At 50.4% G+C, this 20,788-nt stretch carries 16 protein-coding genes and 1 pseudogene; 8 read left to right on the forward strand and 9 right to left on the reverse strand.

Annotated elements, in window-relative coordinates:
- A pseudogene (locus tag KWG64_RS00005) lies at window positions 1-102 on the forward strand (IS200/IS605 family transposase); the annotation flags it as partial.
- Between the two features lie 115 nt (window positions 103-217).
- Here the strand turns inward: KWG64_RS00005 and KWG64_RS00010 are convergent.
- The 9 genes from KWG64_RS00010 to KWG64_RS00050 form a co-directional block, all read right to left on the reverse strand.
- Complete coding sequence (locus tag KWG64_RS00010) at window positions 218-1,516, reverse strand: Gfo/Idh/MocA family protein (protein WP_218520585.1); 1,299 nt, start codon at window positions 1,514-1,516, stop codon at window positions 218-220.
- 164 nt (window positions 1,517-1,680) lie between these two features.
- Window positions 1,681-3,045, reverse strand: coding sequence for an MFS transporter (locus KWG64_RS00015; protein WP_218520586.1), 1,365 nt, complete (start codon window positions 3,043-3,045; stop codon window positions 1,681-1,683).
- Window positions 3,046-3,219: 174 nt separating this feature from the next.
- Entirely contained in the window at window positions 3,220-4,104 is an 885-nt protein-coding gene (gene cyoE / locus KWG64_RS00020; protein WP_195814314.1) for a heme o synthase, read from the reverse strand.
- An 18-nt stretch (window positions 4,105-4,122) separates the two neighbouring features.
- A complete protein-coding gene (locus KWG64_RS00025; protein WP_013576648.1) occupies window positions 4,123-4,455 on the reverse strand; it encodes a cytochrome o ubiquinol oxidase subunit IV in 333 nt (110 codons plus the stop codon).
- Window positions 4,455-5,069: a cytochrome o ubiquinol oxidase subunit III gene (locus KWG64_RS00030; RefSeq protein ID WP_195814313.1), complete on the reverse strand. Its 615-nt coding sequence runs from the start codon at window positions 5,067-5,069 to the stop codon at window positions 4,455-4,457. The genes KWG64_RS00025 and KWG64_RS00030 overlap by 1 nt, the downstream gene beginning before the upstream one ends.
- Window positions 5,059-7,050, reverse strand: coding sequence for a cytochrome o ubiquinol oxidase subunit I (cyoB, locus tag KWG64_RS00035; protein WP_195814312.1), 1,992 nt, complete (start codon window positions 7,048-7,050; stop codon window positions 5,059-5,061). The genes KWG64_RS00030 and cyoB overlap by 11 nt, the downstream gene beginning before the upstream one ends.
- 3 nt (window positions 7,051-7,053) lie before the next feature.
- Window positions 7,054-8,013 carry a cytochrome o ubiquinol oxidase subunit II gene (cyoA, locus tag KWG64_RS00040; RefSeq protein WP_195814311.1) on the reverse strand — a complete coding sequence of 320 codons (960 nt, stop codon included), beginning with the start codon at window positions 8,011-8,013 and terminating at the stop codon, window positions 7,054-7,056.
- Between the two features lie 435 nt (window positions 8,014-8,448).
- Window positions 8,449-9,927, reverse strand: a complete 1,479-nt coding sequence (gene ampG, locus KWG64_RS00045; protein ID WP_218520587.1) for a muropeptide MFS transporter AmpG — start codon at window positions 9,925-9,927, stop codon at window positions 8,449-8,451.
- Between the two features lie 146 nt (window positions 9,928-10,073).
- Window positions 10,074-10,652 carry a lipoprotein gene (locus KWG64_RS00050; protein ID WP_195814309.1) on the reverse strand — a complete coding sequence of 193 codons (579 nt, stop codon included), beginning with the start codon at window positions 10,650-10,652 and terminating at the stop codon, window positions 10,074-10,076.
- Window positions 10,653-10,983: 331 nt separating this feature from the next.
- Here KWG64_RS00050 and bolA point away from each other — a divergent pair, with 331 nt between their 5' ends.
- From bolA to ppiD, 7 genes are all read left to right on the forward strand, one after another.
- On the forward strand, window positions 10,984-11,298 hold the full coding sequence (bolA, locus tag KWG64_RS00055; protein WP_152327873.1) for a transcriptional regulator BolA: 315 nt from the start codon (window positions 10,984-10,986) through the stop codon (window positions 11,296-11,298).
- Window positions 11,299-11,745: 447 nt separating this feature from the next.
- Window positions 11,746-13,050 carry a trigger factor gene (gene tig, locus KWG64_RS00060; protein ID WP_013576641.1) on the forward strand — a complete coding sequence of 435 codons (1,305 nt, stop codon included), beginning with the start codon at window positions 11,746-11,748 and terminating at the stop codon, window positions 13,048-13,050.
- A 417-nt stretch (window positions 13,051-13,467) separates the two neighbouring features.
- On the forward strand, window positions 13,468-14,091 hold the full coding sequence (clpP, locus tag KWG64_RS00065) for an ATP-dependent Clp endopeptidase proteolytic subunit ClpP (protein ID WP_152327874.1): 624 nt from the start codon (window positions 13,468-13,470) through the stop codon (window positions 14,089-14,091).
- Between the two features lie 205 nt (window positions 14,092-14,296).
- Window positions 14,297-15,571, forward strand: a complete 1,275-nt coding sequence (gene clpX, locus KWG64_RS00070; RefSeq protein ID WP_112287508.1) for an ATP-dependent protease ATP-binding subunit ClpX — start codon at window positions 14,297-14,299, stop codon at window positions 15,569-15,571.
- Between the two features lie 191 nt (window positions 15,572-15,762).
- Entirely contained in the window at window positions 15,763-18,117 is a 2,355-nt protein-coding gene (lon, locus tag KWG64_RS00075; RefSeq protein ID WP_195814308.1) for an endopeptidase La, read from the forward strand.
- Between the two features lie 216 nt (window positions 18,118-18,333).
- Window positions 18,334-18,609, forward strand: a complete 276-nt coding sequence (gene hupB, locus KWG64_RS00080) for a nucleoid-associated protein HU-beta (RefSeq protein WP_013576637.1) — start codon at window positions 18,334-18,336, stop codon at window positions 18,607-18,609.
- Window positions 18,610-18,774: 165 nt separating this feature from the next.
- A complete protein-coding gene (ppiD, locus tag KWG64_RS00085; protein WP_218520588.1) occupies window positions 18,775-20,655 on the forward strand; it encodes a peptidylprolyl isomerase in 1,881 nt (626 codons plus the stop codon).
- Window positions 20,656-20,788 lie beyond the last annotated feature (133 nt).

Consider the following 20,788-nt stretch of genomic DNA (forward strand, 5'->3'; position numbering starts at 1 on the left):
GCCAGGATACAGGAATACATAAAGYACCAACTGGAAGAGGATAAAATGGGTGAGCAGCTCTCGATCCCATATCCGGGCAGCCCGTTTACGGGCAGTAAGTAATCCATAGATGCAAATGTCAGATCGCGATGCGCCTGTTAGGGCGCGGCTGGTAACAGAGCCTTATAGGCGCATATGAAAAACCTCCGGCTATGCCGGAGGATATTTATTACGGGCGCTATTTCTTCTGGCGCAGGCGTTTAACCAGTTCGAAGTCTTTGAAGTAAACCGGCCGGTCAGTTTGTATAGACAGATTTCCGGCGATCCCGGTGAGGATCGACATGGCGCCTGCTCGGTGATCGGCGGCGCGTTTTAACGGATCTTCTGTGCGTTCGCCGAAGAGATCTTCCAGCATCGCATTATCGCCGCCGCCGTGGCCGCCTTCTCCCAACTGGAACTGCGCCTGCCACGGTTTCGCAAACAACGGATAAACCGTGATTTCCGCTTTTTCAATACTGCCTTCGTTCTCCCGTTTACCGCCCGCATTCACGTAAGATATTTCGACAATTTTCATCTCGATACGGCCTTTCGTCCCGTTGAACACCACGTTCAGGCCTTCCCAAGGCAGGTAAGCGTTCAGGGAATAGGTCAGCTGCACTTTATTCTGATATTTGACCAGCACCGACAATGTATCTTCAATACTGATTCCGTCGCTGAAAACGCTCTGGTCGCGGAAATAGTTATCTTCGTGTTCGGCATTGAGATACAGCGCTTTGAGCTGCGGATTGTCCGCCATATGCAGCGCAAAAGGATCGTTCTGCGCCTGTTTGTAGCCGTGAGCGCGCGGATAGAAATCTTTCACGCCGCGCTTCTCGGCGTTTTCCTTGCCGTAAAAACGCAAATCGCCCTGCGCATAAACTTTCTCCGGCGTGCTGTTAAGCCAGAAATTCATCAGGTCAAAGTGGTGCGTGGATTTATGTACCAGCAGACCACCGGAATTGCGTTTTTCGCGATGCCAGCGGCGGAAGTAGTCGGCGCCGTGCTCGGTATTGAGCAGCCATTCGAAATGGACAGAAAGCACTTCGCCAATGGTTTCCTGCTGAAGCAATTCGCGGATTTTGCTGTGATGCGGTGCATAGCGGTAATTGAACGCGACGCGAACCTGATAACCCGTGGCGTCGACGGCGTCGAGAATGCGCAGCGCCCGGTTTTCATCAATGGTCATCGGTTTTTCGGTTATGACGTCACAACCGGCGTGCAGGGCGCGCACGATATAGTCGTCATGCGTGCGATCCATGCTGGTGACAATGACGATATCCGGTTTAGTTTCGTCGAGCATCGTATTGAAATCAGACGCTTTCCAGGTTGAGACCCGGGCAATACCGCTTTGCTCCAGTTGCTGATTCGCATAATCCATTCGCGTCTGGTTGGTGTCGCAGAAAGCGACAAATTTCGCATTGTGGCGATATTTACCGGTAATCGCTTCAATGTATAAACCTGAACGCCCGCCAGTACCGACTAAAGCATAAGTTTTCATAGGATCCTCAAAAGGCCGCAAGGCCGTCATCACTGACAAAATTTTTGTTAAGGAATTCCTGAGGATAACGATTGGGGAAATTTTTTAAGTGAGGGGTATCACAGCGGTGGGCATAAAAATGAAAAGGTGTGCCATTTTCAGCAGCACACCTTTTTTCACTCAAGTCAGGCAAGGCTGACCAGTTGTTCGAGTGCCTTGCGGTTGGTCTGTTTGGTATCGACTTTCACGTAAGCGCTGAACTCTTCCGGAACCACCACGGCTTCAGCCACGCCCGGCTGAGCCAGAATGCGCGCCTGAAGAGCGGAGTCTTTCACGGCCAGCTCAGACAGCGTAATACGCAGGCTGCTGACATACGGCGGTTCGGTCATTGTGGCGCTTACGACCAGCCAGACAACGGCAATCGCTGCGCACACCAGGAAGACCGCACCGGCACCGGCGTGACCGAAAACATATCCGCCCAGACTCCCGCCGATCGCCACACCGATAAACTGGCTGGTGGAATACAGGCCCATGGCGGTGCCTTTGTATCCTGCCGGAGATTCTTTGCTGATAAGCGACGGCAGAATGGCTTCCATCACGTTAAACGCCAGGAAGAACAGCTGGATACCGGCAATCACAGCCCACAAATGCAGACCGGCGGCCCACAGTACAATCTCAGCCAACAGCAGCACGACCACGCAACCCATGAAAACCTGCTTCATGTGGCGCTTTTTCTCGGCGTAGATAATGACCGGGATGACGGCCACGAAAGACGTCAGCATGGTGATCAGGTAAACGCGCCAGTGTTCGCTTGGCGGGAAACCTGCGTGTTCCATCACCTGCGGTAACACCACAAAACTCGACATCAGCAGGATATGCAGACACAAAATGCCAAAGTTCAGTTTCAGCAGTTTAGGGTTTGCCATGACCTTACCGAAGCTGCCTTTCACCATGCTCGATTCACGGTTCAGAATATGCGTGGCAGGGGAGGGGACCACGGCAAGCGTTATAATAATGCCCAGAATTGTCAGCGCAGCAATCGCCCAGAACAGTGCGTGTAAGCCCCATGCATGCGTAATGATCGGGCCGAGAACCATCGCAATTGCAAAAGTAATCCCGAAGCTGATGCCGATAAACGCCATCGCTTTGGTGCGGTTCTGTTCACGCGTCAGGTCAGAGAGCAAAGCCATGACGGCGGCGGCAATCGCGCCGGAACCTTGCAGGGCACGGCCAATGATCACGCCCCATATGGATTCGGTGGAGGCGGCAACAATGCTGCCAATACAAAAGATGACCAGACCAAAAACGATCAGGGGTTTGCGGCCAACGCGGTCAGAAAGCAGCCCGAAAGGGATCTGGAAAACGGCCTGTGCCAGCCCGTAAATACCGATGGCGATACCGATCAGTGTTTCGCTGGCGCCGGAGAGCTTCATACCATAGGTGGTTAAGACCGGCAGGACCATGAACATGCCAAGCATGCGTAAAGAAAATACTGTCCCTAGCCCCCATGTCGCCCGACTTTCCTGCGGGGTCATCTGGTTATCGTTCACATTACTACCTCAAAATAACAATCCGGCTATTGTAGTGCTTTTAGCCAGTTTGGGTAAAACGATGGATCTTTAGCAGATATTACGGGTTTTACCTGACCGGCTCACCAAAAGAAAAGGCCAGTATCGCTACTGACCTTTTAATGTGATTTCAGCGGGTTAGGCTTCCGGCTTGTGTTACCAAACGTAGGTCAGTAATGATGCCGGTGCAGAGTTAAAATCTACAGACATCATGAAGCTGAGCGACATGATCGTGATGATGGAGAAACCAAACAGTTTTCTCGCCCAGACCACGTCGTTTTCCGTTTTATAACCTCTCAGTGCCATGCCCAGCCACCAGATACTGACCGCCGCTGCCACAATCAGGTATTTATACCCTGCGTAGCCGCTCAGCGTCAGCATCAGCGTAGCAATCATAAACGCCAGAATGTAGACGGTAATATGATGCTTGGCGACAGAGATGCCTTTCACCACCGGCAGAACCGGGATGCCTGCTGCCTGATAATCCTTGAAGCGGAAGATGGCAATCGCATATGAATGCGGCATCTGCCACAGGCTGAAAATCAGAAGCAGGATCAGCGCACCGGTATCAAACTGGCCGGAAACGGCACAGTAACCAATCACCGGTGGCGCTGCGCCAGACAAGCTGCCGATCAGCGTGCCGTAAACCGAGTTGCGCTTCATGTACAGGCTGTAAACGCCGACATAAATCACAAAGCCCATAACCGCCAGCCACATAGCCAGCGGATTGGCTCCGATATACAACAACGCAAAGCCCGCAATACCCAGAATGGTCGCGTAAACCAGGGTTGTTTTCGGCGGAATAAGCCCTTTCACCAGGACCCGGTTCTTCGTTCTTTCCATGATCCGGTCGATGTCGCGGTCGATGAAGTTGTTAAATACACAACCCGATGCAACGACCAGCGATACGCCCACCAGCGTGGAGAGAAAGAGTGGGAAGTCGATGCTGCCTTTGGCAGCAAGGAGGAATCCCCCGATGACAGAAATTAAGTTGCCGAAAATAATTCCTGGTTTCGTTACTTGCAGGTATTGCTTAATCATCACGTGCAGCTCGGCTCTTTAACTGACCATCATATTGAGGTTGAGGTTATACATAATCCACAATGAGCCCACAACGACGATAAAGATAATCACAGCGGTGAACAGAAGCGCCACCAGGTTCCAGCGCTCTTCCGACGACGTATTCATGTGCAGGAAGAACACCAGATGGACAACGATCTGGATAATAGCGGATGCAACCACTGTACCCAGGATCAGTGAATGTGATGCTGTGTCAGTCATGACCATAGCAAACGGGATCACCGTCAGGATAACCGACAGGATGAAGCCAATTGCATATGACTTCAGGCTGCCGTGGCTTGCACCACCATGGGAAGTAGCAGAATGACTCATTACATCGCTCCCATCAGATAAACAACGGTAAACACGCAGATCCACACCACGTCCAGGAAGTGCCAGAACAAGCTCAGGCACATCAGGCGGGTTTTGTTAACGTCTGTCAGACCGCGACGTGCAACCTGAACCATCATGGTCAGGATCCAAATCAGACCACAGGTCACGTGCAGACCGTGGGTGGCGACCAGGGCAAAGAAGCCAGACAGGAAACCGCTGCGCTGCGGGCCAAAGCCCTCAGCAATCAGGTGATGGAATTCATAGAGTTCCATCCCGATGAAGCCTAAACCGAACAGGAAAGTCAGGAACAACCAGCCGTTAACGCCTGCTTTGTTACCCTTATTCATGGCCAGCATTGCAAAGCCGTAAGTGATACTACTGAACAGCAGGCAGAAGGTTTCTACCAGCACGAACGGCAGTTCAAAAATGTCTTTACCAGAGGGACCGCCAGCGGTCCCGTTTACCAGTACTGCATACGTTGCGAACAGGCTCGCAAACAGGATGCAGTCACTCATCAGGTAGATCCAGAAGCCGAAGACTTTGGTTGCACCTGCGTCGTGGTGCCCATGCTCAGCATGGGCCTCATCGTGATGAGTCAGAGTATCAGTTGCCATGTTTCACACCTGCTTTACGGATTTGTTCATAATGTTGGTTCTCAATACGTTCCACTTCTTCAACTGGCACGTAGTAATCAACATCTTCGTCGAAGCTTTTCGCAATCCAGGTCGCAGCCAGCGCGATGAAGCTCACTGCCGCCAACCACCAGATATCCCAGATTAATGCGAAACCACAAACCAGACTCAGCATAGCGATGATGAAACCGGCGCCGCTGTTACGTGGCATATGAATCGGTTCATATTTAGCAGGCTGTTTGTAAGCAGTGCCTTTCTCTTTCATGTCCCAGAACTCATCGCGGTCGTGAATTTGCGGCACGATAGCGAAGTTGTAGAACGGAGGAGGAGAAGAGGTTGCCCACTCCAGAGTACGTGCACCCCACGGGTCACCGGTCAGGTCACGGTTCTGGTCACGGTCGCGAACAGAAACGAAGATCATGATCAGCTGGCACAGGATACCGATAGCAATCAGAGCAGCACCGCACGCAGCAACAACCAGCAGCGGGTGGAACTCAGGATCGATATTCTGGCTGACACGACGGGTCATACCCATGAAGCCCAGTGCATACAGTGGCATGAACGCAACGAAGAAGCCGATGATCCAGAACCAGAATGAACGCACACCCCATTTTTCGTTCAGCGTGAAGCCGAAGGATTTAGGGAACCAGTAAGTCAGACCTGCGAAGCAACCGAAGACCACACCACCGATGATAACGTTATGGAAGTGGGCAATCAGGAACAGGCTGTTGTGCAGCACGAAGTCAGCACCCGGAACCGCCAACAGAACGCCGGTCATACCACCCACAGAGAAGGTGATGATGAAGCCAACGGTCCACAGCATTGCGGCGTTGAGTGTGATACGGCCCTGATACATGGTGAACAGCCAGTTGAAGATTTTTACCCCGGTCGGGATAGAAATGATCATCGTCATGATGCCGAAGAAGGCATTGACGTTAGCGCCTGAACCCATGGTGAAGAAGTGGTGCAGCCAAACGATGAACGACAACACAGTGATGGCGATGGTTGCCCATACCAGCGAGGTGTAACCGAACAGACGTTTTCTGGAGAAGGTCGCGGTAACTTCCGAGAACACACCAAAGACTGGCAGAACCAAAATGTACACTTCCGGATGGCCCCAGGCCCAAATCAGGTTGATGTACATCATCATGTTGCCGCCCATATCATTCGTGAAGAAATGGGTGCCCAGATAACGGTCTAAAGTCAGCAGTGCAATGGTCACGGTCAGAATCGGGAAGGACACGATAATCAACACGTTGGTGCACAGTGCGGCCCAGGTAAATACCGGCATTTTCATCAGCGGCATACCAGGAGCACGCATCTTCAGGATGGTCGCAAAGAAGTTAACACCGGTCAGCAAGGTACCAATACCGGATATCTGGAGACTCCAGATCCAGTAATCGACCCCGACCCCCGGACTGTATTCCTTACCGGACAACGGCGGATAGGCCAACCAGCCGGTCTGCGCGAACTCACCCACACCCAGAGAGATGTTGATCAGGACCACAGCAGCAGCGGTGAACCAGAAGCTGACGTTGTTCAGGAACGGGAATGCCACGTCGCGTGCGCCGATTTGCAAAGGAACGACGACGTTCATCAGACCGATTACGAAAGGCATCGCCATGAAGAAGATCATGATTACGCCGTGCGCGGTAAAGATTTGGTCGTAGTGATGAGGCGGCAGGAAGCCAGGTTCACCCGCAGAAGCAAGCACCTGCTGGCTACGCATCATGATGGCATCGGCAAAGCCACGCAACAGCATGACGAAAGCCAGAATGATGTACATGATACCTAATTTTTTGTGGTCGACGGAGGTCAGCCACTCGGTCCACAGATATTTCCATTTGCCGAAATAGGTGATGCCGGCAACTACTGCCAGGCCACCAATAATAATCGCGGCAACGGTGACCATGATAATCGGTTCATGATACGGAACCGAATCAAGCGTTAATTTTCCGAACATCGTTTATTCCTCGGCTCCGGCTGCGTGAGACTGTCCACCCATATCCATGCCTTTCATGTCGCTGCCTGCAGGCATTGGCATGGTATGACCTTCTGGTGCGGCCTTCATGTCATGCATGGAGTATTTGCCAATGATTTCTTTGAACAGACCTGGTTTCGCAACAGAGAAGTATTCGACCGGGTTGTCGATGCTCTGTGCAGCCAGTTTGTTGAAGTCATCAGTGGTTGCCAGCTGGTTCGGTGCGCTTTTCACTTTCGCTACCCAGGTGTCGAAATCGGCACGGGTTGGGGTCGCGATGGTGTTGAACTTCATGCCAGAGAAACCGCGGCCGCTGAAGCTTGCTGAGATGCCTTTATAGGTACCGGCCTCATTTGCAATCAAGTGCAACTGAGTCTGCATACCGGCCATCGCATAAATCTGTCCGCCGAGCTGAGGAATGAAGAACGAGTTCATGACAGAGTCTGAAGTGACTTTGAACTGAACAGGCACATCTTTAGGAATAACCAGTTCGTTAACGGTCGCGATGCCCTGTTCTGGATAAATGAATAACCATTTCCAGTCCAGAGAAACGACTTCAACCGTCATCGGTTTTTGGTCAGTCACGATTGGCTTGAACGGGTCAAGCGCGTGGGTGGTCTTCCAGGTAATCGTTGCCAGAATGGCAATGATAATAATTGGAACTGTCCAGACGACGGCTTCAATTTTGTTGGAGTGGGACCAATCAGGACTGTACTTTGCATTGGTATTGGAAGCGCGATACTTCCAGGCAAATGCGAAAGCCATGATAATAACTGGTATAACGACGATCAGCATTAAACCAATCGCTGTTAAAATCAGCGTTCTCTGCTCAAGTCCAATTGCTCCCTTGGGATCCATCAATGCCGTATTGCAACCGCTCAACATTAACGCGGAGGCAAATAAGGACAACATCCCAATACTTTTATTGTATTTCTTAAGTCTCATCTAACGACCTCAATAACTAGGGCTCTATTGTCGCTTCAGGTGTGCGGGCATTTTACGGGAAGGTTGCAGGACTGTAAACACGCTTAAACAAGTGTCAAAGCGCTGTTGACACTTTATGTTAACGCAGTCACACATGTCACGGATCGTGACAATTTACAGTGGGCAACAATATGTTGCGTATAGATTTTTTTCTATAGTGATGAAAAACAAGGGGTGATACATTTTCAAATATTTATGGCCGTCCATAATCCCGGCGATAGGTTTAATTAATGTTAAATTAATGTAGAAACCAAGTGAAATAAAACACACAAAAAGAACCGGAGAAAAATTATCCCAACAAATATAATTTTTCCTGAATTTAATTTATTGGGTGATATTTATAGATCATTTGTTAAATGAAACGCGCCATTCATTTTGATAATGAATGGCGGTAAATCAGGAACGTGCAGTCCTGCGCAGTGAGAGAAAATCGAGCAAACTGCCTAAAATAATACCGATAAGACAAACGAAAACGCCCGCCTCCAGCAAAAATCCGGTAAACCCGTGCCAAGACGCCCAGCCTAAACTGTTCACAATCAGCGTCACCAGCCATACAACTAGCAACAAACTCCCGCCCAGCATGCAGCGTAACGCCCAGCTGTAAGGTTTGGCGAAGTGAATGCGTGGCAGGAAAGTGTCCGTTTTCTGGGTGTATTCGAGTGTCTGGCGACAAACCGCTAACAGCAGCAGCCCCGGAACACTGGCGACAATCGAGAAAAGATAGAACCACGGCCAGCCATAAGCTTCCACGAACCAGCCGGCAATCGGACCCACATATACACGGCCCACCGCAGAAAGTGCAGAGAGCAGGGCGAACTGGGTTGCTGAGAAGGAACGGTTGCAAAGCGTCATCAGCAGGGCCACAAACGCCGCGGTTCCCATCCCGCCGCACAGGTTTTCGAAGAAAATCGCCGCGCCCATGGTATACAAATCTTTATCGGTAATGGCGAGCATCCAGTAACCCGCGTTTGAAACGGCCTGCAAAATACCAAACAGCATCAGCGCGCGGAATAGGCTCAGACGCTGCATCAGCATTCCGCCAAAAAGCGCGCCAATAATCGTGGCCATCAGACCGAGCGTTTTGTTCACCAGCCCGACTTCCCCGGCGTCAAACCCGACACCGCGTATTAAGAAGGTGGTGCTCAGGCTGCCCGCAAACGCGTCGCCCATTTTGTACATCACGATGAGAAGTAAAATCAGCCAGGCGTTGTTACGGCCAAAGAAATCCTTCAGCGGTGCCACAACGGCCATTTCAATCGTACGCGGTGCAGGCTGAGAGTTTTGCGGTTCCGGCGATATCAGCGTGGCGAAAACGCCCATCAGCATCAGCACCGCCATCAGCCAGTACATGTGCTGCCAGCCGAGATAACGATCTGCCAGCCATAACGCCAGCCCGCCGGAAACCAGCATCGCCAGACGATAGCCCAGCACGGAAACTGCGGCACCGTTTCCACGTTCTTCAGGCGGCAGTAAATCCGTTTTATACGCGTCGAACACGATGTCTTGCGAAGCAGACGCGAAAGCAATCAGCACCGCCAGCGCCGCCAGCCAGAACAAATCTTTACCGGGATCCATAAAGCCCATGGCGAAAATCGCCGCGACCAGCAACAATTGCGTCAGGATCAGCCAGCCGCGGCGGCGTCCGAGAAATGACGGGGTATAGCGGTCCATCATCGGCGACCACAGGAATTTGAACACGTAGGCCTGGCCGACCAGCGAGAAAATCCCAATAGTTTTCAGATCGACATTTTCGACGGTCATCCACGCCTGCAAGGTGCCGGACGTCAGCGCCAGCGGTAAGCCGGAAGCAAAGCCCAGAAGCAGCAAAATGACGGTATTGCGTTGCGTGAAAATCTTAAAGTACTGACTGATCATGAAAATGTGTTCCTGCGAACCGGTGAGAGAGTGACGCAGGGGCATAATAAAGGAAGCGGGGAGAATAAAGGAAGGAATGCTTGTTCTGAAAAGCATTCTGCCCGGACTGGCCGGGCAGAATAGGTCACACAGATTTCAGCCGGAGCTTATCGGGCGTTAGCCTTGATGAAGTCGCTGATGCTGGTGTCGGAAGCCATGTCGCTGATGACATCACCCAGCGTGGTATTAACCGCGTTGGTGATTTTGGCGTTGGTAGCGGAAAGCGCGCCCTGAACGTTGTACGTTGAGCGGTAATTTTTCACCTGCTTGCTGCCATTTTTCGCTGTAGCGATGATAGAAATATCGGCTTTGGTGGTGATGTTGTAGCGCAGGTTACCTTCCTGAACATCCGCATACAGGTTGTTGACGACAATCTGGAGATCAACTGCGCCGTCAGCACCGACCATGTAACCGCGTGCGGTCATTTGTTTTTCCAGAGATTCCTGCAACAGGAAACGCAGATCGCGTGAAGGCGTCAGGGAAATCAGCTGGCCGTCACGGTTCACTTTGGCCAGAGCCTGATCCTTGCGCTGGTCTGCACCGTTGATGCTGATAGTGATGCCCTGAAGCGTAGGGTCTTGTGAAGGCAGAACAATTTTCGGGGAAACATCCAGCGTGTTAGTGCTGGTGGCGCATCCGGCCAGCATGAACAGTGCCAGCACAGGGAAAATGATTTTTTTTAACATGTGTGTTTTCTCAATATTAATAAAGGAGTAATGCTCAAAAATTTGCCGACATCATAACATCGCCGTTTGCGGGTGGAAGTCCCAACAATCTGTAAAAACGGATATTTAGCGTTTTTTTTCAGCAAGTCTGCGGTATCACCGACTCCGGCGTAGCGAAGCCGCGATTTCTTTGACAGACTGAGCGCCATTTTTATCAATCAACTGCATAAATTTTTTAATGTGATTAACGTAGAGCTGTAAAGCAGCCTATTATTTAAATGTAGAGAGTTTTAAATAGATAGGTGTACCAGACAGGCGCGGTTCTCTGCAGATGCGGTGTGAGGAGATTGCTATGATTCGTGAGCAAATAGAAGCAAAATTAGCTGAGGCATTCGACCCTGCGTTCCTGGAAGTGACTGACGAAAGCTATCGTCATAATGTACCGGCAGGCTCAGAAAGCCATTTCAAAGTCGTGATGGTGTCCGATAAATTCGTCGGCGAACGCTTTTTAGCACGTCATCGTGCCATTTACGGGCGTTTAACCGAAGAACTGGCGGGCAGCGTGCACGCACTGGCTCTCCATACTTACACGCAAAAAGAATGGGAAGGCTTGCAGGACACCGTCCCCGCATCACCGCCTTGCCGCGGTGCGGGAACAATGGCCTGATAGTGACGATCTGATTCACAAAAGGCACAAATATCAGCATTTGATACGGTAAAACTGGAACTTTCCTTATCAGATGCGGTATTAGTAGAGGCGAATTTCAAGAAACGGCCCGCGGGCCGTTTTTGTTTTTCCCCTGACAGGCAGACGACAAGGTGGTTTACGCCTTTGCATCGACCGCATTTTTCGAAGGATCGAGTCCCGTGTGAGTTTCCCTCCCGCGCGTAGAGATACCGTCCTCGACTCAGTGCGTATGCGTCGCTATAATGTCGCGTCTAATTTTTCCGGAATGGTTTCGGACGCTCTCGAATACAGGGCTACGTTCTGATAACAGAACTGTCCCGGTTCTTAGAAGTCGTTTTCAAGGTAAGTTTGCGCGATTGTGCTTCTCATCTTGAGAACGACTTCTGGAGTTGACCGAGCACTGTGATTTTTTTTTGAGGTAACAAGATGCAAGTTTCTGTTGAAACCACTCAAGGCCTTGGGCGCCGCGTAACGATTACTGTTCCTGCTGAAAGCATTGAAAAAGCAGTGAGCAGTGAACTGATCAACGTCTCTAAAAAAGTACGTATTGACGGCTTCCGTAAAGGCAAAGTACCAAGCCACATTATCGAACAGCGTTATGGCGCGTCAGTACGTCAGGACGTACTGGGTGATCTGATGCAACGCAACTTCGTTGATGCGATCATCAAAGAAAAAATCAATCCAGCTGGCGCACCTAACTACATCCCGGGTGAGTACAAGCAGGGTGAAGACTTCAATTTCTCCGTAGAATTCGAAGTGTACCCGGAAGTTGAGCTGAAAGATCTGGAAAACATCGAAGTTGAAAAACCAGTTGTTGAAGTTAACGACGCTGATGTTGATACCATGCTGGAAACTCTGCGTAAGCAACAAGCTGACTGGAAAGAAACTGACGCGGCAGCTACTGCTGAAGACCGCGTTACCGTTGATTTCTCCGGTTCTATCGACGGTGAAGAATTCGAAGGCGGCAAAGCCTCTGATTTCGTACTGGCTATGGGCCAGGGCCGCATGATCCCAGGCTTCGAAGACGGTCTGGTGGGTCACAAAGCTGGTGAAGAATTCACCATCGACGTAAACTTCCCTGAAGATTACCACGCTGAAAACCTGAAAGGTAAAGCGGCTAAGTTCGCGATTACCCTGAAGAAAGTTGAAGAGCGTGAGCTGCCAGAACTGACGCCAGAATTCATCAAACGTTTCGGCGTGGCTGATGGATCTGTTGAAGGTCTGCGTGCAGAAGTGCGTAAAAACATGGAACGCGAACTGAAAGGTGCTGTACGTAACCGCATCAAAACTCAGGCAATCGACGGTCTGGTCAGCGCTAACGAAATCGACGTGCCATCTGCACTGATCGATGGCGAAGTTGACGTTCTGCGTCGCCAGGCTGCACAGCGTTTTGGTGGCAACGAAAAACAAGCACTTGAACTGCCACGCGAGTTGTTCGAAGAGCAAGCTAAACGCCGCGTCGTTGTTGGGCTGCTGTTGGGTGAAGTGATCAGCCAGCACGAGCTGAAAGCTGACGAAGATCGCGTTAAAGCGCTGATCGAAGAAATGGCTTCTGCGTACGAAGATCCACAGGAAGTTGTTGAGTTCTACAGCAAAAATAAAGAGCTGATGAACAACATGCGTAACGTCGCGCTGGAAGAACAAGCGGTCGAAACTCTGTTGTCTAAAGCGAAAGTGACTGAAAAAGCCACCACCTTTACTGAGCTGATGAACCAGACTCAACCTGCATAATCTGATTGCATGTTGCTGAACCTGTTTACAGGTTCGACGCTGAAGCCCGCAGTTTTTACTGCGGGCTTTTTATTTCCTGAAAATCGGATATTTTTGTTTTTGGCTGTTGTTTTTGCACTATATTTATCAATATAAGGCACAGCTCACGTAGACCTGTTCATTCCATTTCACCAATATGGCCTTTCATCCACCCGGTCGGGGTGAAAGAGAAAAGAAATTTTCCGTCAGGCTTGAAAAAAGGGCGTAAATCCCCCAATTGATAATGACGAACCCAGGTAAATTTGCAGTTAAAATCTGACTGATAACGACCGTCAGACGTGTAAATGGCGACTTGGCCGCTTGAGCATAGTCATGTGTGCCTATCTCAAGTAGAATCGATTTTAAATAGCGCCAAACAGAATCTATTAGGAGACGGTTATGTCATACAGTGGTGAAAGAGAGCAATTTGCACCAAACATGGCGTTGGTACCCATGGTGGTTGAGCAAACTTCACGGGGCGAGCGTTCATACGACATCTTCTCCCGTCTGCTTAAGGAACGAATCATCTTCCTGACGGGTCAGGTTGAAGACCATATGGCTAACCTGATTGTTGCCCAGATGCTGTTCCTGGAAGCAGAAAGCCCGGAAAAAGACATTTACCTATATATCAACTCACCGGGTGGCGTGATCACTGCGGGGATGTCGATTTACGACACCATGCAATTTATCAAACCGGACGTCAGCACCATTTGTATGGGCCAGGCGTGTTCAATGGGTGCGTTCCTGTTGACTGCCGGAGCTGAGGGCAAGCGTTTCTGCCTGCCAAACTCCCGTGTGATGATTCACCAGCCGCTGGGTGGTTTCCAGGGTCAGGCAACAGATATCGAGATCCACGCGAAAGAAATTCTGAAAGTGAAATCCCGCATGAATGAGCTGATGGCGAAACATACGGGCAAAACTCTTGAAGAAATAGAGCGTGACACTGAACGAGATCGTTTCCTGTCTGCGAACGAGGCTGTAGAGTACGGGTTAGTCGATTCCGTATTTACCCATCGCGCCTGACGGCTTAGTTCTGCCGGGCTGATGGTCTATAGTTATACTCATACGGATGTCTCAGGGGCAGCGTTTGCCAATTAAACAAACGTTGCTCACTTTGAGTGATAACGGGAACGAACAGACATCAGCCAATCATGCGGCTGTTGTGTAACAGGGTCGTGCCGTAGCGTTTGTTACGCTGCGGGACTGATATTAAAGAAGAGGTTTACTGATGACAGATAAGCGCAAAGACGGTTCAGGAAAGCTGCTGTACTGCTCTTTTTGCGGCAAAAGCCAGCATGAAGTTCGTAAGCTGATTGCCGGGCCGTCAGTGTATATCTGCGATGAGTGTGTCGACTTATGTAACGACATTATTCGCGAAGAGATCAAAGAAGTCGCGCCACACCGTGAACGCAGCGCGTTACCGACACCGCATGAGATTCGTCAGCACCTTGACGATTATGTTATCGGTCAGGAGCCTGCGAAGAAAGTGCTGGCAGTGGCAGTTTACAACCACTACAAGCGCCTGCGTAATGGCGATACCAGCAACGGTATTGAATTAGGCAAGAGCAACATTCTGCTGATCGGGCCGACTGGTAGCGGTAAAACGCTGCTAGCTGAAACCCTGGCGCGTTTCCTGGATGTGCCATTCACGATGGCCGATGCCACCACGCTGACCGAAGCCGGTTATGTGGGTGAAGACGTCGAAAACATCATCCAGAAACTGCTGCAGAAATGTGATTACGACGTCCAGAAAGCGCAACGCGGTATTGTTTATATTGATGAAATCGACAAGATTTCCCGCAAGTCTGACAACCCATCGATCACGCGTGACGTGTCCGGTGAAGGTGTTCAGCAGGCGCTTTTGAAACTGATTGAAGGGACTGTGGCTGCCGTACCTCCGCAAGGCGGGCGCAAACATCCTCAGCAGGAATTCCTGCAAGTTGATACTTCTAAAATCCTGTTTATCTGTGGTGGCGCGTTTGCCGGCCTGGATAAAGTGATTGGTCAGCGTATCAATACCAACACCGGTATCGGTTTTGGTGCAGAAGTGAAAGGCAAAGAGCAGAAAGCAACAGAAGGTCAGTTGCTGGCGCAGGCTGAACCAGAAGATTTGATCAAATTTGGTCTGATCCCTGAATTCATTGGTCGTTTGCCTGTCGTTGCAACACTGAGCGAGCTGAATGAAGAAGCTCTGATTCAAATTCTGAAAGAGCCGAAAAATGCCCTGACTAAGCAATATCAGGCATTGTTCAATCTGGAAGGCGTTGAACTGGAATTCCGTGATGAAGCGCTGGTCGCGATTGCGAAAAAAGCCATGGTCCGTAAAACCGGTGCCCGTGGTCTGCGTTCAATCGTTGAAGCTGCATTGCTGGATACGATGTATGATCTGCCATCTCTTGAAGATGTCGAGAAAGTGGTGATTGATGAGTCCGTGATTGCGGGCCAGTCAGAACCTCTGATGATTTATGGCAAACCAGAAGCACAACAAGCATCTGGCGAATAATTAGCCATTCTATCCAGAGAGTTAGCCACGAAATGGGGGATTTTGTCCCCCATTTTTTTTTCGCACATTCTTATCGTTGAATGTCGGACATTCATCCCCATATACTCAGTTAACGACTTGCTGAAACCCGTCTGACTCGTGTTTCACGAGATTTCCTTAACCTGGCGGAAGCTAAACTAAGAGAGAGCTCTATGAACCCTGAGCGTTCTGAACGCATAGAAATCCCCGTATTGCCTCTGCGCGATGTGGTGGTTTATCCGCACATGGTGATCCCGTTGTTTGTTGGCAGGGAAAAATCGATTCGGTGCCTCGAAGCCGCGATGGATCACGACAAAAAAATCATGCTGGTGGCGCAGAAAGAAGCGTCAACCGATGAGCCGGGCGTTAACGATCTCTTCTCCGTGGGTACGGTAGCCTCAATATTACAAATGCTGAAGCTCCCGGACGGCACTGTAAAAGTGCTGGTGGAAGGGTTACAACGCGCGCGTATTACGACGCTTTCTGACAGTGGCGAGCATTTTGCTGCCCAGGCGGAATACCTTGAATCTCCGGCCGTGGACGAACGCGAGCAGGAAGTTCTGGTTCGCACAGCGATTAATCAGTTTGAAGGTTATATCAAACTGAACAAAAAGATCCCGCCGGAAGTGCTGACTTCGCTTAACAGCATTGAAGATGCCGCACGTCTGGCTGACACCATCGCTGCACATATGCCGCTGAAACTCGCTGACAAACAATCCGTGCTGGAAATGTTTGATATCACTGAGCGTCTGGAATATCTGATGGCGATGATGGAATCGGAAATCGACCTGTTGCAGGTTGAGAAACGCATTCGTAATCGTGTCAAAAAACAGATGGAAAAAAGCCAGCGCGAGTACTATCTGAATGAGCAAATGAAAGCGATTCAGAAAGAACTTGGCGAAATGGATGACACGCCTGATGAGCATGAGGCGCTGAAACGCAAAATCGAAGCGGCCAAAATGCCGAAAGAAGCGCGTGAAAAAACTGAAGCTGAGCTGCAAAAGCTGAAAATGATGTCACCAATGTCCGCCGAAGCCACGGTTGTTCGTGGTTATATCGACTGGATGCTTCAGGTGCCATGGAACGCCCGCAGCAAAGTGAAAAAAGACCTGCGCAAAGCCCAGGAAGTTCTGGATACCGATCACTTTGGCCTCGAACGTGTCAAAGACCGTATCCTTGAATATCTTGCGGTGCAGACGCGCGTCAGCAAAATCAAAGGGCCAATCCTGTGTCTGGTTGGGCCTCCGGGTGTGGGTAAAACCTCACTGGGCCAGTCCATCGCGCGTGCGACGGGCCGTCAGTATGTGCGTATGGCGCTGGGTGGTGTACGTGATGAAGCGGAAATCCGCGGTCACCGTCGTACCTACATCGGTTCTATGCCGGGCAAACTGATTCAGAAAATGGCGAAAGTTGGGGTGAAAAACCCGCTGTTCCTGCTAGATGAAATCGACAAGATGTCATCTGACATGCGCGGCGACCCGGCTTCAGCGTTGCTGGAAGTGCTGGATCCTGAACAGAACGTGGCGTTCAACGATCACTATCTGGAAGTCGATTACGACCTGTCAGACGTGATGTTTGTGGCGACCTCGAACTCGATGAACATTCCTGCACCTTTGCTGGATCGTATGGAAGTGATCCGTCTTTCCGGTTATACCGAAGACGAAAAACTGAACATCGCCAAACAGCACCTGTTGCCAAAACAGCTTGAACGTAATGCCCTTAAGAAGAATGAACTGACTGTTGATGACAGCGCGATTATCGGCATTATCCGTTTCTATACCCGTGAAGCGGGTGTACGTAGTTTAGAACGTGAGTTGTCTAAACTTTGCCGAAAAGCGGTTAAACAATTGCTGATGGATAAAGACATCAAGCACATTGAAATCAATGGCGACAACCTGAAAGATTTCCTCGGCGTGCAGAAGGTCGATTACGGCCGTGCTGACACCGAAAACCGTGTAGGCCAGGTCACCGGTCTTGCGTGGACCGAAGTGGGCGGCGAATTGCTGACCATCGAAACGGCCTGCGTACCGGGTAAAGGAAAGCTGACTTACACCGGTTCTCTGGGTGAAGTCATGCAGGAATCTATTCAGGCTGCGCTGACCGTTGTACGTTCGCGTGCGGACAAACTGGGTATCAACCCTGACTTCTACGAAAAACGTGATATTCACGTTCACGTACCTGAAGGGGCAACGCCAAAAGATGGTCCAAGTGCAGGTATCGCAATGTGTACCGCGCTGGTGTCTTGTCTGACGGGCAACCCGGTGCGTGCGGATGTGGCAATGACCGGTGAGATCACTTTACGTGGTCTGGTTCTGCCAATCGGTGGTTTGAAAGAAAAACTGCTGGCAGCACATCGTGGCGGCATCAAAGTGGTTCTGATCCCAGATGACAACAAACGCGATCTGGAAGAAATTCCGGCGAACGTGCTGGCAGATCTTGAGATCCATCCGGTTAAACGCATTGATGATGTTTTGAACATCGCACTGCAAAATCCGGCTTATGGCGCATTACCGGTTGCAGCAAAATAGTGACTGCGACAGACACAGTTGAATAAAACTCAGGCTGGCAGGTGAAATCTCACTTGCCAGCTTTTTTTTGTGCCGTTAAGTTAGTCAACTGTCAGAAGGTTTCAGGCTGCTTTCAGTCGCTTGCATAGCCCTGACAAGATTGATATAACAGCAGCGCGGTCACGTCCGTAGGGAAAATGCGCCGTGATGATCGAATTTTAAGAGGGGATGAAAAGAGTGAATAAGTCACAATTGATCGACAAAATTGCTGCCGGTGCTGATATTTCTAAAGCCGCAGCGGGACGTGTTTTAGATGCTGTTCTTGCATCTGTCACTGACACCCTGAAAGCTGGGGATGAAGTAGCTCTGGTTGGTTTTGGTACTTTCTCAGTGCGTGAACGTTCAGCACGTACCGGCCGTAACCCACAGACCGGTAAAGAAATCAGTATTGCAGCGGCTAAAGTACCTGGCTTCCGTGCAGGTAAAGCGCTGAAAGATGCCGTTAACGGTTAATTACCTGCTGACTGACGTCGAAACTGTATGAGGGGCATTACTGATGCTTTTTCATTCAGGTCTGGTTGTTAAACAATAACCTGACGTCATCGGGCTGGTAAGGTAAGATATAAGGCGCATCGAAAACGGTGCGCTTTTTTTATTACAGCGGAGTGTTGCCTCACTATGATGGACAATTTACGCGCGGCTTCCAATAACGTCGTGCTCAAAATCATTCTGGCCCTGATTATTCTGTCCTTTATTTTGACAGGGGTGGGCAACTACCTGGTCGGCGGTTCAGGCGACTATGCAGCGAAAGTGAATGGTCAGGAAATCGGGCGTGCTCAGCTAGAGCAGGCGGTGCAGAATCAGCGGAACCGTCTGCAGCAACAGCTCGGTGATCAATTCTCTGCGCTGGCAGGCAGCGAAGGTTATATGCAGCAGTTGCGTCAGGAATCCCTGAGCAATCTGATTGACGTCACTTTGCTGGATCAGTATTCCAAAAAATTAGGCATTGCCGTCAGCGATCAGCAGATCAAAGACGTGATTTTTGCGACCCCACAATTCCAGACGGATGGCCGTTTCGATAACGCTAAATATCTGCAAAGCATCCAGAGCATGGGTTACACCGCGGATAACTTTGCACAGCTGATGAAACGCCAGCTGATCAGCCAGCAGCTCGAACAAGCCTTCGGTCAGTCCGATTTTGTTCTGCCAGCAGAAAGCAAATCGCTGGGTGAACTGATCCTGCAAAGCCGCGATGTACAGACGGCCACGCTGGACACAAACGCTCTGGCGGCCAAGCAGCAGGTCACTGACGCAGAGTTACAGGCTTTCTACGACCAGAACAAAAACAGCTTTATTTCCCCTGAGCAAGTCAAGATCAGCTACATCGAAATGGATGCAGCGGCGATGCAGGGCAAAACTGACGTGACTGACGCGGATATCAGCGCTTACTACGATCAGCACAAAAATGAATTCGGTCAGCCGGAACGTCGTCGTTACAGCGTTATCGTCCTGAATACTCAGGCTGATGCCGACGCTGTGGCAGCAGAGCTGGCGAAAGGCACTGATTTCGCAGAGCTGGCGAAAACCAAATCGACCGATGCACTGAGTGCAAAACAAGGCGGTGATCTGGGTTGGATGGAACCTGAAACAACTCTGCCAGAATTTAAAAACGCGAATCTGACCACGAAAGGTCAGGTGTCTGGCGTCATTAAATCTGACAGCGGTTTCTTCATCTTGCGCCTTGAAGATGTGACGCCTGAGAAGGTGAAGCCTTTGGCTGAAGTCCGTAACACGATTACCGACAAGCTGAAGCAGGAAAAATCACTGGATGCTTACTACGCGCTGCAACAAAAAGTCAGCGAAGCCGCGACCAATGATAACGAATCTTTAGCTTCTGCTGAGCAGGTTGCAGGAACCAAAGCGGTTCATACCGACTGGTTCACTCAGAATCAAATCCCCGCAGGTATTAATTTTAAACCTGTTGTGCAGGCGATTTTTGAAGGCGGTCTGATTGGTCAGGACGGTTCACCGGGCAGCAACTCTGACATCATCACCGTAGACGGAGATCGCGCCTTCGTGGTGCGTGTCGATGCGCATAAAGCTGAAGGGGTTAAACCGTTCGCTGACGTGAAAGATCAGGTGACGGCTATGCTTAAACATCAAAAAGCACAGGATCAGGCGCGTGTTGATGGTGAGAAACTGCTGACCGCTCTTAAAGACGGTAAAGGCGATGACGCGATGAAAGCCGCAGGTCTGAGCTTTGGCGCAGTACAGAAAGTACAGCGCAGCCAGCAGCCTTCTGCGTTCGAAGAAAACGTCTACGCATTACCGCACCCGCAAAAAGACCAGCCGGTTTATGGCCTGTCTCAGGATGACAAAGGTAACAGCGTTCTGGTCAAACTGACTGGTGTGACACCTGGCGTTGTGCCTGAAGCCGATGTGGCACGTTTCACGCAGGAGATGCAACAGACCTCCTCGAACGTGACCTTTGATGCGCTGCTGACAAATCTTCGTCAGGAAGCAAAAATCAAATACGGTTCAGCCGCACAAAACCAGTAAACGCCGCAAAGTTTTGCAACGCGTTGCAACAAACAAAGGCCGCTTTCGCGGCCTTTTCCATATTTGAAAGTTGCCCATTGTTCGCTGTTTCGCCCTGATGCACTCTCTCCGTGCTGTCAAACACATGGAGGAT

It is taken from the genome of Rahnella sp. PD12R (assembly GCF_019200965.1).
Classification (GTDB): domain Bacteria; phylum Pseudomonadota; class Gammaproteobacteria; order Enterobacterales; family Enterobacteriaceae; genus Rahnella; species Rahnella laticis.

What these genes read in the sequence shown, in the direction of transcription:
- cyoA (WP_195814311.1), bottom strand. Translation starts at nt 8,013, where the DNA reads ATGAGACTTAAGAAATACAATAAAAGTATTGGGATGTTGTCCTTATTT.
- clpX (WP_112287508.1), top strand. Translation starts at nt 14,297, where the DNA reads ATGACAGATAAGCGCAAAGACGGTTCAGGAAAGCTGCTGTACTGCTCT.
- bolA (WP_152327873.1), top strand. Translation starts at nt 10,984, where the DNA reads ATGATTCGTGAGCAAATAGAAGCAAAATTAGCTGAGGCATTCGACCCT.
- ampG (WP_218520587.1), bottom strand. Translation starts at nt 9,927, where the DNA reads ATGATCAGTCAGTACTTTAAGATTTTCACGCAACGCAATACCGTCATT.
- lon (WP_195814308.1), top strand. Translation starts at nt 15,763, where the DNA reads ATGAACCCTGAGCGTTCTGAACGCATAGAAATCCCCGTATTGCCTCTG.
- KWG64_RS00030 (WP_195814313.1), bottom strand. Translation starts at nt 5,069, where the DNA reads ATGGCAACTGATACTCTGACTCATCACGATGAGGCCCATGCTGAGCAT.
- KWG64_RS00025 (WP_013576648.1), bottom strand. Translation starts at nt 4,455, where the DNA reads ATGAGTCATTCTGCTACTTCCCATGGTGGTGCAAGCCACGGCAGCCTG.
- tig (WP_013576641.1), top strand. Translation starts at nt 11,746, where the DNA reads ATGCAAGTTTCTGTTGAAACCACTCAAGGCCTTGGGCGCCGCGTAACG.
- KWG64_RS00050 (WP_195814309.1), bottom strand. Translation starts at nt 10,652, where the DNA reads ATGTTAAAAAAAATCATTTTCCCTGTGCTGGCACTGTTCATGCTGGCC.
- clpP (WP_152327874.1), top strand. Translation starts at nt 13,468, where the DNA reads ATGTCATACAGTGGTGAAAGAGAGCAATTTGCACCAAACATGGCGTTG.
- ppiD (WP_218520588.1), top strand. Translation starts at nt 18,775, where the DNA reads ATGATGGACAATTTACGCGCGGCTTCCAATAACGTCGTGCTCAAAATC.
- cyoB (WP_195814312.1), bottom strand. Translation starts at nt 7,050, where the DNA reads ATGTTCGGAAAATTAACGCTTGATTCGGTTCCGTATCATGAACCGATT.
- KWG64_RS00010 (WP_218520585.1), bottom strand. Translation starts at nt 1,516, where the DNA reads ATGAAAACTTATGCTTTAGTCGGTACTGGCGGGCGTTCAGGTTTATAC.
- cyoE (WP_195814314.1), bottom strand. Translation starts at nt 4,104, where the DNA reads ATGATTAAGCAATACCTGCAAGTAACGAAACCAGGAATTATTTTCGGC.